Source organism: Streptomyces sp. NBRC 109706 (genome assembly GCF_000974485.1).
Taxonomy (GTDB): domain Bacteria; phylum Actinomycetota; class Actinomycetes; order Streptomycetales; family Streptomycetaceae; genus Streptomyces.
Genome location: NZ_BBOM01000009.1, coordinates 14432 through 29625 on the forward strand (window position 1 = coordinate 14432; position 15194 = coordinate 29625).

At 73.6% G+C, this 15194-nt stretch carries 9 protein-coding genes; all 9 read left to right on the plus strand.

The window, feature by feature from the left end:
- Positions 1–2 precede the first annotated feature (2 nt).
- Entirely contained in the window at positions 3–2144 is a 2142-nt protein-coding gene (locus AOM46_RS19675; protein ID WP_062213847.1) for a TOMM precursor leader peptide-binding protein, read from the plus strand.
- Positions 2145–2943: 799 nt separating this feature from the next.
- On the plus strand, positions 2944–4875 hold the full coding sequence (locus tag AOM46_RS19680) for a TOMM precursor leader peptide-binding protein (RefSeq protein ID WP_370592755.1): 1932 nt from the start codon (positions 2944–2946) through the stop codon (positions 4873–4875).
- Positions 4876–4936: 61 nt separating this feature from the next.
- Positions 4937–6547 (plus strand): nitroreductase family protein, encoded by a 1611-nt coding sequence (locus tag AOM46_RS19685; RefSeq protein WP_062214356.1) that lies wholly within the window; start codon positions 4937–4939, stop codon positions 6545–6547.
- Positions 6548–6579: 32 nt separating this feature from the next.
- Positions 6580–9348: a lantibiotic dehydratase gene (locus tag AOM46_RS19690; RefSeq protein ID WP_062213849.1), complete on the plus strand. Its 2769-nt coding sequence runs from the start codon at positions 6580–6582 to the stop codon at positions 9346–9348.
- Complete coding sequence (locus AOM46_RS19695; protein ID WP_062213851.1) at positions 9345–10385, plus strand: thiopeptide-type bacteriocin biosynthesis protein; 1041 nt, start codon at positions 9345–9347, stop codon at positions 10383–10385. Before AOM46_RS19690 ends, AOM46_RS19695 begins: the two co-directional genes overlap by 4 nt.
- A 4-nt stretch (positions 10386–10389) precedes the next feature.
- Positions 10390–11490 carry a M50 family metallopeptidase gene (locus AOM46_RS19700; protein ID WP_062214357.1) on the plus strand — a complete coding sequence of 367 codons (1101 nt, stop codon included), beginning with the start codon at positions 10390–10392 and terminating at the stop codon, positions 11488–11490.
- A gap of 34 nt (positions 11491–11524) precedes the next feature.
- Positions 11525–12439, plus strand: coding sequence for an ABC transporter ATP-binding protein (locus AOM46_RS19705; protein ID WP_062213853.1), 915 nt, complete (start codon positions 11525–11527; stop codon positions 12437–12439).
- Between the two features lie 63 nt (positions 12440–12502).
- On the plus strand, positions 12503–13258 hold the full coding sequence (locus AOM46_RS19710) for an ABC transporter permease (protein WP_062213855.1): 756 nt from the start codon (positions 12503–12505) through the stop codon (positions 13256–13258).
- Positions 13255–15189, plus strand: coding sequence for a TOMM precursor leader peptide-binding protein (locus AOM46_RS19715; protein WP_078857009.1), 1935 nt, complete (start codon positions 13255–13257; stop codon positions 15187–15189). Before AOM46_RS19710 ends, AOM46_RS19715 begins: the two co-directional genes overlap by 4 nt.
- Positions 15190–15194: the final 5 nt, after the last annotated feature.

Below are 15194 nucleotides of genomic sequence, written 5' to 3' on the forward strand. Positions count from 1 at the left end.
GAATGGCAACAGCGTTCGACGGCCTCGCCGGGATCCGGCCACGGCTCCGCCGGGATGTGCTGTTCACCCAGACCCCGGGTGGCGTGCTCTTCCACAACGCCGACGGCGGGTTCCATCTGGCGGGCCGCACCGCCTACCGGTTCGCCTCGCTGATCGTCCCGCATCTGGACGGCGACCGTCCGCTGGCCGAGATCTGCGCCGGCCTCGGCGACCAACAGCGGGCGATGGTCGCCGAGTTGGTCAACTCGCTGCTGGAGCGGGACTTCGCCCGCGATGTCCGGCCGACGGTCGAACCCGGCCCCGAGGAGCCGGTGGCGGAGCGGTTCGCCGCCCAGATCGCCTATGTGGACCACTACCGGGACGAGGCCGGGGCCAGGTTCGCCCGGTTCCGGAACACCCGGGTCGCGGTGCTGGGCTCGGGCGAGACCGCCGCCTGGTGTGTGCTGAGCCTGGTGCGCAACGGCTGCGCCGAGATCGCCGCCGAGGTCCCCACACCGCGCGCCGAGGAGGAGGCCGGCGAACTGGCCGACGCGGGCTGCCCGGTGACCCTCACCCGGCTTGCCCCGGACGCCGAACCGGCCGGCTACGACGTACTGGTGGTCACCGGCGCCGACGCCGCCGCCCGCACCCACCGGCTGCTCGCCGCCGGCCTCGCCGATGACCAACTCCTCATCCCCGCCTGGACGTTCGGCGACCGCGTGGTGATCGGGCCACGCTCGGGCCCGGCCGCCACCAGCTGCCTCGGCTGTGCGCTGCTCCGCCTCGGCGACACCACCGACCAGGCCGCCGCCGCCCGCATCTGGAGCGAGCTGGCCGGCGGCGCCCTGGCCGCGCCCACCGCGCCTGGCGGCGCGCTGACCGGCCCGATCGCGGCAATGGTCGGCAACCTGCTGGGCTACGAGATCTTCCGCACCACCACCGGCGCGCTGCCCGCCGAGACCGACGGCGCGGTGCTGATCCAGGACCTGGACTCGCTCGATGTGATCGCCGAGCCGCTGCGCCCCCACCCGCGCTGCCCCCGCTGCGCGGACACCGCGGAACCGGGCCGACTGCCCGAGGAGTTGACAGTCGCCACGACGGTGACGGTGGAGTCCGCCCGGGACGCGGAGGAGCTGGTCGCCGGCCTCAACCGGCTCAGTGACGCGGTCGTCCGCCCACACGCCGGGGTGTTCACCCGCTACGACGACGAGACGCTGACCCAGACCCCGCTGAAGGTGACCCGGGTCGAGGTGCCGCTGGGCACGCACGGCACCCGGCGGATCGCCGCCTTCGATGTCCACCATCTGGCCGGCGCCCGCCAACGCGCGCTCCGCACGGCGGCCACCGTCTACGAGGAACACGCGGTGCCGGCCCCCGTCGCCACCGAACTCCCCTCCGACAGCGCCTTGTTGACTCCTGGTCAGCTGACTGCGGACGGTGGGCTCGGCACCGAAGCGGTGGACTCCTGGACGCTGGTCACCTCGCTGCTGACCAAGGAACGGCTGGCCGTCCCCACCGCCGCGATCCGCCCGCTGGGCCCGCCCAACCGCGACCGGCTGGTACTGCCGGGCTCCTGGGGCAGCGGCGCCGGCGAGACCCCGGGCGAGGCCGCGGGGCACGCGCTGCTCTCGGCCCTGGCCCACGACGCGCTGCTGCGCGCGGTGCGCGGCACCGCGTCCGTCCGATCGCTGCCGCTCGACGACGAGGCCGCCGGACCCGAGCTGGTCTTCCTCGGCCGCTCGACGGGCACGCTGTCGCTGGCCGTCGAACTGCTGGACCTGACCGACGGCGGCCCCGCGCCCGTGGTGCTGGCCAGGGAGAACGGCGGCGCCGGCCACTGGTCCGTCAGCGCCGCGCTGACCCGCGACGAGGCCGCCGTCGCGGCGCTGCGCGATCTGCTCGGCCAGGCCCAACTGGCCGCCGAGACCGGCGAGGAGCCGGACACCGGCGACCCGTTGCTCGGCGATCTGGCCCCCGCCACGGTGGCCGTGGCCGGCCCGGCCGACGCGGCGACGCCCGTCGACTTCCCCACCGTGCTGGAGCGGCTGCGCGCGGCGGGCCGGGACGTGCTCCACCGCGACACCACCCCGGCCGACCTGCGCTCCGCCGGACTGCACACGGCTCGCGTGATCCTCACCAAGGCGGCCGCCGATGCCCCCAACTGACGCCCCACGGGCGGCCGGTCCGCTGGACGCGGTCTACGCCACACTCGCCGCCCAGATCGAAACAGAGCTGGCCACCCTGGGCGCCACCCCCGTCCACCTCTCCGTCACCCCCCTGGCCCTCCACAACGCCTTTGCCTCCGGCGGCCCAGCAGACAACAACGGCGCGGCACCGGCCACTGGTCCGGCGCACGCCAGCGCGACGGCCACCACCGGCCTGGCGGCCGGTGCCGCGGCGGCGGACAAGGCAGTTGCCCCGACGGCCGGCACAGCACCGACTACCGGCCTGGCGGCCAGTCACGGTGACAAGAGCACCAGGGGGTCAACGACGGAGGCGGCACCGGCCGCCGGCCACGGCGGCACGCCCGCCAAGGCACCGACAGCCGACATAGCCGAAGGCCCGGCGCGCGCCAGCGCGGCAGCCGGGACGGCTGGCTACGCCGCCACCGGCCAGGCCGCCGACGCCGTGGCGGCGGACAAGGCCACCGGCCTGGCGGCTGGTCACAGCGGCACGCCCGCCAAGGCACCGACAGCCGACACGGCCAAAGGCCGGGCACCCGCCAGCGCGGCAGCCGGAACGGCCGGCGACGCCGCAACCGCCACCGGCCAGGCCGCCAGCGCCGTGGCGGCGGACAAGGCCACCGGCCTGGCGGCTGGTCACAGCGGCACAGCCGCCAAGGCACCGACAGCCGACACGGCCGAAGGCCAGGCACCCGCCAGCGCGGCAGCCGGAACGGCCGGCGACGCCGCAACCGCCACCGGCCAGGCCACCAGCACCGTGGCGGCGGACGGGGCGGTTGGCCTGGCGGCCGGCCACGACGACAAGACCACCTGGGGGTCAGCGACCGACGCGGCACCGGCCGCCAGGCCGGCACGCGCCAGCGCGGCAGCCGGGACGGCCGGCGGCACGGCACCCGCCACTGGCCTGGCCGCCGGCACGGCACCCGCCGCCGGCACGGCTGTCAACGGGCAGCCGCAGAGCTTCGGGGTCGTTCCGGTTGGGGTGTATGGGCATCATGCCGTGGTCGGGCCGATGCCGGCCGGGGGCGCGGTGGGGCCGTGTTCGGTGTGTCTGGCGCGGCGGTGGCAGGCCGCCAGGTCGCAGGCGTTGCGGGAGGCGATCGAGCTGGGGTCGGGCACCACGGCGGTGGGCACGCCGCCGCACGGCACCCCGTTTGCCGCGATCGCCATCGCCGGGGTGATCGCGGCCTGGCTGCGGTCGCCGTCCGCCCCGTCCGGCGAGGTGCGGCTGGTGGATCTGGCGACGCTGACGGTGCGCCGTTACCCGCTCCTCCCCGACCCGGAGTGCCCCTGTCAACGTCCCAGCGAGAGCGCCCCGTTGGAGCTGGCGCCGTCGCCCGTGCACCGCCCGGGGTCGTTCCGGGTGCGGAGCCTGGACGACTACACGCTGCCGACCGCGGCCTACGCCAACCCGGTGTGCGGGGCGTTGGGCCCGACCGTGGTCATGGACGTGTCGTCCACCTCGACCTCGGCCACCATCGGCTGTTTCTCGCTGCGGTCCGGCAACTATCTGCGGGAGACGTTCTGGGGCGGGCACGCCGACACGTTCCGGGACAGTGTGCGGATCGGCATCCTGGAGGGTCTGGAGCGTTACGCCGGGATGCGGCCGCGGGCCAGGGGCGGCGCGGTGCGGGCCAGCCTCAACCAGCTGCGGGACGCGGGCAGGCCGGCGCTCGATCCGCGCCGCTGCGGGCTCTACTCGGAGGAGTTCCACCGCCGAGAGCCGCAGGTCACACCGTTCCATCCGGATCGGGAGATCCGCTGGGTGCGGGGGCGGTCGCTGACCGAGGGCCGCGAGGTGCTGGTGCCCGAGGTGCTGACGTACTACCACACGCCGGGCCTCGCCGACCGGTTCGTGCAGGAGAGTTCCAACGGCTGTGCGTCCGGTGGTTCCGCCGCCGAGGCGGTGTACTTCGGGCTGATGGAGGTGGTCGAGCGGGACGCGTTCCTGCTGGCCTGGTACGGGCGGCAGCCGCTCGTCGAGTTGGACCCGGCGTCCAGCCGCCGGGCGGCGACGCGCCAGATGGTGGACCGGCTGGCGATGTACGGCTATGAGGCGCGGTTCTTCGACGCCGGGGTGACGTTCCCCATCCCCGTGGTCGTCGGGGTCGCCGAGCGGTTCGACGGCGGTCGGGGCCGGATGTGTTTCGGTGCCGGCGCCGGGCTCGATCCCGAGGCCGCGCTGGCCTCGGCGTTGGACGAGATCGCGACGGACGCCGTCAACCTGGCCGGTCGCACCGAGCGCGACGAGAGCCGACTGCGGGCCATGGCCGCCGACTTCGACCGGGTGTTGGCGCTGCACGACCACCCGCTGGTGTACGGGGTGCCGGAGATGGGCCGGCACGCCGAGTTCCTGCTGGGCGCGCCGGGCGCGCCCCGGCCGCCGAAGCGGGCGCTGGCCGAACACTTCGCCGGCGAGAGGGTGTTGCCGGCCTCGGGAGATCTGCGCGATGACGTGCTGGCCTGTGTGGCGGCCGTCGAGAAGGCCGGCTTCGAGGTGATCGCGGTGGACCAGACGATGCCGGGGCAGCGGGAGTTGGGGCTGTGGACGGTGAGCGTGATCGTTCCCGGGCTGCTGCCCATCGACTTCGGCTTCTCCCGGCAGCGGGCCCTGGGTCTGCCCCGGATGCGCACCGGGCTGCGCGAGGCGGGGCTGCGGGAACGCGACCTGACCCCGGCCGACTTCAACCCCGCCCCCCACCCGTTCCCCTGACCCGCACGGAAACCACCCAGTCCGACCGGACCGTGTCAGCCGCGCAAAGGAGCTTATGAGCATGGGATACGCCCGCGACTACGCCACCGCGATCATGCATCGCGGGCGGGTGCCGATGGAGCCGGTGGACTACGTGCCCAACTGGGCGGACGGGCCACGGAAGACCAAGCACTATCCGGGCACCGAGCGGCTGCCGCTGCCGGCCGGCCCCGACTATCCGGCGGAGGCCACCGTGGAGCGCGGCCTGCTGGCCCCGCCCGGGCCGGTGGCCCCCGACGGGCCGGCCGCGTTCGATCTGGGCACGCTCTCCGGGCTGCTGCGCGACTCCTACGGCCTGGTCGGCCGGCGGCTCGGCGTGCAGGCCAACACGGACCTGGGCGCGTTGCCGTTCTATCCGATGGCCAACTGGTCGCGTGGCACCGCGTCCGGCGGCGGGCTCTACCCGGTGTCGGTGTACTGGGTGTCGGGCGCCAGCGGCCCGGTGCCGCCCGGGGTGCACTACTACTCCTCCCGCCATCACGCGATGCGGCGGCTGCTCACCGGCGATGTCAGCGGCGTGGTGCGGGAGGCGCTCGGCGACGGCGCGCCGGGCCAACAGACGGACCAGTACCTGGTGTTGGGCATCAAGTACTGGCAGAACGCGTTCAAGTACAACAGCTTCTCCTTCCACGCGGTCAGCATGGATCTGGGGGCGCTGCTCGGCACCTGGCGGATGTGGGCCGGGGCGCGCGGGCTGTCGCTGGAGCCGGCGCTGTGGTTCGACGAGGAGCGGCTGGCCGGTCTGCTGGGGGTGCGGGGCGCCGAGGAGGGCGTCTTCGCCGTGGTGCCGCTGCCGTGGGCGGGCGCCACCGCCCACGCCGCGAAGCCCGAGGCGCCCGGGGTGTCGGTGCGGCACCGGGATCAGGAGCGGTCCCGCACCGTGCTGTCGTTCGACGCGCTGACCGCCATGCAGGAGACGACCTCGGCCGAGGCCGCGCGCCGCCCGTCGGCCGGGGCGCTTGAGCGGGCGGCGGCGCTGGAGCCGCCGGCCGAGTGGCCGGCGCGGCCGCTGCCCGAACGGGCGCCGCTGGGCGCGGCGGTGCGGGGCGCGCTGCGCCGGCGGCGCAGCAGCTTCGGCCGGTTCGCGGCCGAACGGCCGCTGGCCGGCGGCGCGTTGTCGGCCTGTCTGGCCGCCGCGCTGGCCGGCTCACGGCTGGGCGGGGACGCGGCGGAGGCGGGCGCCGACGAGCTGGTGAAGCTCTATGCGTTTGTCAACCATGTCGACGGGGTGGCGCCCGGGGTCTATGCCTACGCGCCGGGCGAGCGGGCCGAGTTGCGGCAGGTCACGGACGAGCCGCCGGGTCCGTTCCTGCAGAAGAACTACTTTCTGGCCAACTACAACCTGGAGCGGGCCGGCGCCGTGCTGGTGCCGACGGTCCGCACCCACGCGGTGCTGGACGCGGTGGGCGACCGGGGCTACCGGCTGGTCAACGCGCTGATCGGCGGCGTCGCCCAGGCCACCTACACGGCGGCCTCGGCGCTCGATGTGGGCTGTGGGGTGGCGCTCGGCTTCGACAACATCTCCTACCGCGAGCGGCTCGACCTGCTGGACACCGACGAGGCCCCGCTGTTGATCATGATGCTGGGCCATGAACGCCCCGACCCGTCCGACTTCCGGTTCGAGATCGCCTGAGCCGGTGCCGGCGCAGGAGAGGAGCAACGCATATGCATGACACGCCGACCACCGATCGGTATCAACTCGCTGCGGAGCGCCCGGAGTCGGAGCTGGGGCCGAGATTTGTGCTGCGGGTCGCCGGTCTGCCGGTGGACGCGGTGCGCGCGCTGCGCTCCCCCGCCGCGCGGGACTGGGCCGACGAGATACTGGCCGAACGGGAGCGGCTGCGAGCGGCGGCCGAACCGCTCGGGGATCTGCTGCACGATCTGGTCGCGGGACGGGACGACGAGGCGGTGCGGCGGGCCCTGTTGAAGCTGCGCCGCGAGGTGTTCAACGGGCGGCTGCCGAGGAATCCGGACGCCGCGCTGGCGCTGGTCACCTCGGTGAACCCGGAGGCCGCGCAGCCGCTGGCCCGTTGGCTCTCCGCCCGGGCGACGCTGGCCGAGGCCGAGGGGGCGGGCGATGCGCTGCTGACGGCCGAACTGGCCCGTACCCGCGCCTCGTTGCGGGAGCTGCTGGCCGAGGAGCGGCTGCGCGACGGGGTGTTGCTGGCCTCACCGGCGCTGGACGGGCAGTTGGACGCGTTCGCGGCGACACCGCCGGACCGGGCGGACAAGCGCGGCCGGAAGATCGAGCGTTCGGTGCTGGCCTATCTCTATCGGACCGCCAGGAAGACCAGCCCGTTCAGCACCTTCACCGCCGTGGCGCTGGGCCGGCTCACCGAGGACGGCCCCGGCCCGGAGGCGGCGGCCGTGGCCGGCGAGTGGCGGGGCCATCCCCGGCTGAACGTGCTGGCCGTGGGCCGGATCGCGGACGCCGTGCTGGCCGATCCGGCGCGGCGCGCCGATCTGCCGGTCGCGCCGGCGCCCGGCTGGGGCCTGGACGAGGACCGGGTGCGCTATGTGCGGCGCTGGGTCACGGCGGGCGACGACGACACGGCCGTCACCTTCGACACCGTCAAGGACCGGCTGTTCTTTCTGCGCCGCAGCGGGGTGTTGGACCGGATGCTGGCCCTCTTCGACCGCGCCGAGCAGGTGCGGTACGGGGAGGTCGCCGCCTGGCTGGCCAAGGATCTGGACGCGGCCCCGGACGATGTGGAGCGCTATCTCGCCGCGCTGCTGGACGTGGGCATGGTGCGCGTTCCGGGACTGAGCCTCCAGGCTCATGACACCGATCCGCTGGTGGCGTTCCAGCGTGCGCTGCGCACCCTGGAGCGCCCCTGGGCGGTGCGGGTCGCCGACGCGCTGGACGGTCCCGCGGAGTGTCTGCGGCGTTTCCCGGCCGCCGATCCGGCGGGGCGGCGCGCGCTGCTGGCCGAGCTGCGCGGCCAGCTGGGGGATATCCAGCGGGAGTTGGGTGTCGCCGAGCCCCGGGTGCCGCGCACCGTGCTCTATGAGGACACGGTCGCCCCCGAGGTGCCGGCCGGGCGGGACGCCTGGGCGGCGGCGCTGTCCGGGCCGCTGCGGTCGGTGGAACGGGTGTTGCCGGCGTTCGATCTGACGCTCCCTCAGCGACTTACGTTCCGGGGCTTCTTCCTGGCCCGCTATGGCGCCGGCGGGCGCTGCGACGATCTGCTGAAGCTGATCCACGACTTCCACGAGGACTTCTTCGACCAGTACCTCTCGTTCACCTCCAAGCGCACCGCCTTCGACGCCAAGGGCGACTACGTCCCGGAGGAGAACTGGCTGGGCCTGCCGCAGCTGCGCGCCGTGGACGCGGCCAGGCGGACGTTTGTCGACGGGGTCAGGGAGCGCTGGTCGGCCCGGCAGAAGTCCGGCGACGACGGTGAACTGGTGCTGGACGAGGGCCTGTTCGACGCGGTGGCCGCCGATCTCGCGGCGCTGCCGCAGGAGCCGACGTACCACAGCCACCATGTGCAGCTGGCCGGCGCGGAACCCCTGGTGGTGCTCAACCGCTCCTATGGCGGGCTGCACTTCCCGTTCAGCCGCTTCAGCCACTGCTTCGACGAGGGCGACGCCGAGGCGGGGTTCTCCGCCGAGCTGCGCGAGCACGCCCGCGCGCTGCAGCCGCCGGGCGCCGTGTTCGCCGAGGTCACCGGCGGTCCGGTGACCAGCAACCTCAATCTGCACGGCCGGCTGACCGACTACGAGATCGTCTGCCCCGGCGAGACCAGCTCGGTGCCGCCCGACCGTCAACTGCGCCTGGAGGACCTGTCGATCGTCCATGACCGGGACACCGACCGGTTGAGCCTGCGCTCCGCCCGTCTCGACTGCGAGGTGATCCCGGCCTATCTCGGCTATCTGGTGCCGTTGGCGCTGCCCGAGGTGCCGCGCACCCTGCTGCTGCTCTCGCCGACGTCGATGGCGCCGCTCGATGTCTGGGGCGGCATCCCGGAGGCAGAGCCGTTCCTGGGCGTCACCCGCCGCCCCCGGGTGCGGTACGGCCGGCTGGTGCTGGCCCGGCGCAGCTGGCGGGCGCCCGCAGAGGCGCTGCCGCCGCGCGCGGCCGGCTCGGGCGATGCCGCCTGGTTCCTCGACTGGCAGCGGTGGCGGCGCGAACACGGCCTGCCGGCACGGGTGTTCGCCACCGTCAAGGACAGCGCGGCGCGCGGCGCGACCGGCGCCAAGCCGCAGTTCGTGGACATCGACAGCCCGCTGTCGCTGCTGGCCTTCGAGGGCCTGCTGCGCTCGAACGAGGCCGTCGTCACCTTCCGCGAGGCGCTGCCCGACGACGAGGGGCCGCATCTGCGCACCGAACGCGGCGCGCATGTCATGGAGTTGGCCGTGGAGACGGCACCCCTCACCCATACGCACACCGCCCACCCGCACACCATCCGCCCGGAAGGGGACGCCCGGTGAGCCGACCAGGACAGTGGCAGGCCGTTCATATCTACTACGCCGCCAACCCGGTGCCGCTGCTGCTGAGTTGTGTACGACCGCTGGTCGCCGAGCTGCGCGCCGAGGGGCTGGTCGACGGCTGGTTCTATATCAACTACTGGCTGGAGGGGCCGCATGTCCGGCTCCGCCTCAAGCCCTCGTCGGAGGCGGCGGAGCCCGAGGTGCGGCGCCGCGCCGAGGAGGCGGTCGACGCGTTCCTCGCCGAGCGGCCGGCGCTCTACGAGGTGGACTCCGGCTTCCTCAACGAGTTCTACAACCAGCTGTTCGACATCGAGTTCAGCGCCGACGAACGCGCCGGCTACCTGGACGACCAGGGCCGGATGAACGTCCGCCCCAACAACTCCCGCAGCTGGCTGCCGTACGAGCCCGAGTACGGCAAGTACGGCGGCCCGGCCGGTATCGAGCTGGCCGAATGGCATTTCGCGCACTCCAGCGAGCTGGTGCTGGACGCGCTGCGCACCAAGAACCTCCATCTGCGGACCGTACTGCTGGGCACCTCGGCCCAGTTGATGATGGTGATGTCGGCCTCGTTCCTCCGTGACGAGGTTCGGCTGGTCGACTTCCTGAACCGCTACTACGAGTTCTGGCACCGTCTCTTTCCCGATACCGGCTTCATCACCAGCGAGCAGTACGAGAAGAAGGCCGACGAGGTGGCGCCCGAGCTGGCCCGCTGGTTCGCCCGGGTGCGGGCCGCCGAGGCCGGCGAGGAGGCGCCGGCGCTGCCCGCGTTCCTCGCCCGCTGGGCCGCGCACTGCCGGGAGCTGCGCGAGCGGGTCGTCGCCCTGGCCGAGAGCGGTCAGCTGGTCTTCCGCTCCTGGGACGGCGCCACGGACGAGCCGGTCACCGACCCGGACGAGGCGCTGGAACGGCTGCTCTCCCCCTATATGCATATGACCAACAACCGGCTCCATGTGACGCTCCAGGACGAGGCGTATCTCGCCCATGTGCTGGGCCGGGCGCTGCGCGGGGCGCCCGCCGACGCGGGACCGGGGCGGTGAGCGGATGGACTCCCTGGCCAAGCACCAGCCCCGGCTCAGACCGGAGGTCCTGATCAGCGAACCGCTGCTGCTCGGGCCGAAGACCGTCCATCTGGTGAAGGACACCGACAGCGGCCAGTCCTTCGAGGTCGGCGCCCGGGAACGGTTCCTGATGGTGCGGATGGACGGCGACCGCACCCTGGCCGAGATCGGCGCCGAGTACGCCGAGACGTTCGGCAAGCGCCTGGGTGACGCCCAGTGGGGCCAGCTGCTCGGGCTGCTCGGCAGCCGGGGACTGCTGGCGGGCGCGCCCCAGCCGCCGGCCAGGGACGAGGGCGCCGAGCCCAAGCGCCGCAACGGTCCGCTGGGCGGCTCCATCAGGCTGGTCGCCGACGCCCATGCCACCGCCGGCCGGCTGCACCGCCACACCGGCTTTCTGCTGGGCCGCGCCTGGGGCGGCGCGCTGCTGGCCACGCTCGCCGTGATGCTGGTGGCCCTCGCGGTCAACCTGGGCGCGTTGATCGACGGCACCGCGACGGTCTTCACCAACCCCGTGCTGCTGATGGGCGTCGCCACCCTGCTGTGGTTCTCCACCGCCCTGCACGAACTCGCGCACGGCGTGGCCGCCCGGCACTACGGCGGGCAGGTCGGGGAGATCGGGCTCCGCTGGCGGCTGCCGGTGGTGATCATGTACTGCACGGTGGACAACTATCCCTATATGTCGACGCGTTGGCACCGCATCGTGGTGGCGGGCGCCGGCGCGGTGATGAATCTGCTCTTTCTGCTGCCGTTCTTCGTCTGGTGGGCGCTGGCCCCCGACGGCGACACCAGGGAGGGGCTGGCCGGGCTGCTGTTCCTCGGCGCCCTGCAGGCCGCGGCGATGCTGGTGCCGCTGCCCCCGCTGGACGGCTACACCATCGTCGGCCAACTGCTGGGCACCGCCAGGCTCGCCGAGTCCACCCGCGTCTACTGGTCCTCGGCCCTGCGCCGCGCGCCGGGCTCGGCCGCCTACCCCAGGCGGGCCCGCAACGCCTACCGGGCGTACGGTGTGGGCGCCGTGCTGGTGGTGGCGCTGCTGGTGACCGTCCTGATCCTGCTCGTCCAGGCCCTGTTGAACGCCTCATGATCGTCTTGTGGTTCGTCTCGTGAAGGAGAGCCCCGTGCCCGACAACCCCACCGGGGAGAGCCCGGCCGTCCGCCTGGAGGCGGTGCGGAAGAGCTATGGCGACATCCGGGCGGTGGACGACGTCTCGTTCACGGTCGAGCGCGGCGAGTTCTTCGGTCTGCTCGGGCCCAACGGCGCCGGCAAGACCACGCTCATCGAGATCATGGAGGGCCTGCGCCAGGCCGACTCGGGCACCGTGCGGGTGCTGGACCGCGCGCCCTGGCCCCGGGACGCCGAGCTGCTACCCAAACTCGGTGTGCAGACGCAGAGTTCGGCGTTCTTCGTACGGCTCACCGCGTTCGAACACCTGAAGACGGTCGCCGCGCTCTACCGGGTGGACCGCTCGGCCGTGCACAGCACCCTGGAGCTTGTCGGCCTCACCGAGCAGGCCGGCGTCCGCGTCGAGGACCTGTCCGGCGGGCAGCGGCAGCGGCTGGCCATCGCCTCGGCGCTGGTGCACTCGCCCGAGCTGATCTTCCTGGACGAGCCGACCGCGGCCCTCGACCCCCAGGCCAGGCGCAATCTCTGGGGCGTGCTGCGGGAGTTGAAGCGCGCGGGCCGCACCATCGTCTACACCACCCACCATCTGGACGAGGCCGAGGCGCTCTGCGACCGGGTCGCGATCGTCACCAGGGGCCGGATCACCGCGCTGGACACCCCCGGCAAGCTGGTGGCACGCGGCGCGTCCGGGGTCTGCCTGCTGGTGCCGGCCGAACGGCTCAGCCTGGAGGACGCCCGCGCCCTGCCGGGCGTCACCGAGGCCACCGTGGACGGCGACTCGGTGGTGCTGCGCACCGACAACGCCGGGCCCGTGCTCGCCGCCGTGGAGAAGGTCGCCGGCCTGGAAGGGGTGCGCACCCGCACCGCCAGCCTGGAGGACGTCTATCTCGAACTCACCGGACAGGACTGAGCGGTTGCCCTCCCGGACGCCCGCCCGACCAGCCCGTTCCCCACTCACCCTCGGAGCCACCACATGAGTGCCCATGCCGCGCTGGCGGAGGCCGGATACCGGGCCTACACCCGGGACAAGACCACGCTCTTCTTCACCTTCGCCTTCCCGCTGCTGTTCCTGATCGTCTTCGGCCTGATCTTCAACGGGCAGACCGTGGAGGAGAGCGGCCGGCCCTACATCAGCTATATCGCCCCCGGCGTGCTGTCCTGGGGCGTCGCCAACGCGGCCGTGTTCGGCGTCGCCTTCGTCCTGATGCAGTGGCGCAGGGACGACATCCTGCGGCTGATCCGGATGACGCCCACCCCGCTCGGCGCGGTGCTCGGCTCCCGCTATGTGCTGGCGCTGGGCATCGGACTGGTCCAGGCGGTGGTCTTTGTCGCCGTGGCGCTGCTGCCCGCGCTGGGCCTGACCGTCGAGTCCGGCTGGCCGCTGGGCCTCCCCGTGCTGATCCTGGGCATCACGGCCTTTCTGGCGCTGGGCGCCATCGTCGGCTCCTTCACCACCACCCCCGAGGCGGTCGCCGCCGTCGCCAACTGCCTGATGGTGCCGATGGCGTTCCTCTCCGGCTCCTTCTACCCGCTGGACGCGATGCCGTCCTGGATGGCGACCCTCTCCTGGGTGCTGCCGTTGCGCCATCTCAACGACGGGCTGTCGGCCGCCCTCACCGACTCGGGCGACAGCGGCGACATCGCCCTGGCCTGCGGCGGACTGGTCGCGTTCGCCCTGGTCTTCGGCGCCATCGCGTTCCGCACCTTCCGCTGGAGCGACCGCACATGACGCCTGCCGACGTGTCTGCCCAGCCCCTGGCCGAAGCCGGCCCGCCCGACGCCGGCCCGCTCGGCGCCGCCACCCGCCGACTCGCCGCCGCCCTGGCCGCCCGCTGGCCCGCCGACGGCGGCGAGGGCCCGGCGCCGCGCGTGGTGCCGCTGGGCGCCGCCGACACCCTGGCCGCCGACCGCGACCCACACGCCACGGCCCGGCCGGCCGCCACCGTGCACCTCACCTCCCGCGCCGTGCTGATCGGCCCCTGGGGGGCGGCCGCCAACAACCCGTCGGCCTGCGGCCGTTGCCTGGCCGCCCGCTGGCAGCGGCTGCGGACCCGCTCGGAACGCGAGGCCCTGGAGGGCGGGGGCGCCCCCAAGGGCGCCGAGCACTGGCCGATCCTCACCGACCACGCGGTGGACGCCGTCCTCGCCGTCTGCCTGGCCGTCGCCGCCCGCCCACGCGACGGCGAACTCCCCCGCGTCACCAGGATCGACCTCGGCACCCTGGCCCTGGCCACCTTCCCGCTGCTGCCCGAACCGCTCTGCCCGCACTGCGTCACCCCCCGGCCGGACGGCCCCGAGCACGGCCGGATGCTCCTGACCCCGTCCCCCAAGCCGGCCCCGGACATCTACCGCACCGGATCGCTCAGCCAACTCGACCTGCCGGAAGGCGCGTTGGCCAACCCCGTCTGCGGCGCCCTCGGTTCGACCACCCATCTCAACCCGGCGTCCACCACCACGGCACCCATCTCCGGCAGCAACTTCGTTCGCGGCTACGCCGGTTTGAACGATGTCACCTGGAGCGGACAGGCCGACGCCTACGCCACCAGCCGCACCCTCGCCTATCTGGAGGGGCTGGAACGCTACGCCGGCACCCACGCCCGACGCGGCCTCACCCCCGTGGTCGCCTCCTACGCCCAACTCGTCGACCAGGAAGGCGAATCGGCCGTACTGGACCCGCTGCGCTGCGGCGACTACGCGCCGGAGACCTACCGCGACGACCCGATGGTCAGCCCCTTCGACCCGACCCGTCCCATCCCCTGGATCTGGGGCCACTCGCTGCGTGACGACCGCCCCCTGCTGGTGCCGGCCCGACTGGTCCACTACAGCGCCGGAGTGCCGGCCGACAACTTCGTCTTCGAATGCTCCAACGGCTGCGCCACCGGCGGCACCCTCGCCGAGGCCATCCTCTTCGGCCTGCTCGAACTCGTCGAACGGGACGCGTTCCTGCTGGCCTGGTACCGCCCGCGCCCCCTCGCCGGCGTCGACCCCCGCTCCGCCCGGGACCCGGCGGTGCGCGGCATGCTGGACCGGGCGGCGCTCCTCGGCTACCAGGTGCGGGCCTTCGACACCAGCAGCGATGTGGGCGTGCCCGTGGTCACCGCCCTGGCCATCCGCGCCGACGGCGGCCAGGGGCTGCTCTCCTTCGGCGCGGCGGCCAGCCTCGACCCGGAACAGGCGCTCACCGGCGCCCTCAGCGAGGTGCTCACCTATATCCCGCACCTGCCGTACCAGGTCGCCGAGCGCGAGGCCGAACTAACCGCGATGGCCGACGACTTCGGCCTGGTACGGCAGCTCAAGGACCACGCCCAGCTCTATGGACTGCCCCGGATGGCCCGACACGCCGCCGCCTTCCTCACCGAGGCGCCGGCCCGTCCACTGACCGAGGTCTTCGCCGACTGGCACTGCCAACGCCCCTCGTCCTGCGAGCTGTTGGACGACCTACGGCTGCTCACCGACGCGCTGAGCCGCGCCGGACACGATGTGATCGCCGTCGACCAGACCTCCCCCGAACAGCGGGCCATCGGCCTGCACACCGTCGCCACCCTCGTCCCCGGTCTGCTGCCGCTGGACTTCGGCTGGCACCGCCAACGCGCCCTGCGGATGCCACGGTTGCGCGAGAGGGAAGGGGAGTGGAACGTCGTCCCGCACCCCTTCCCCTGACCGGT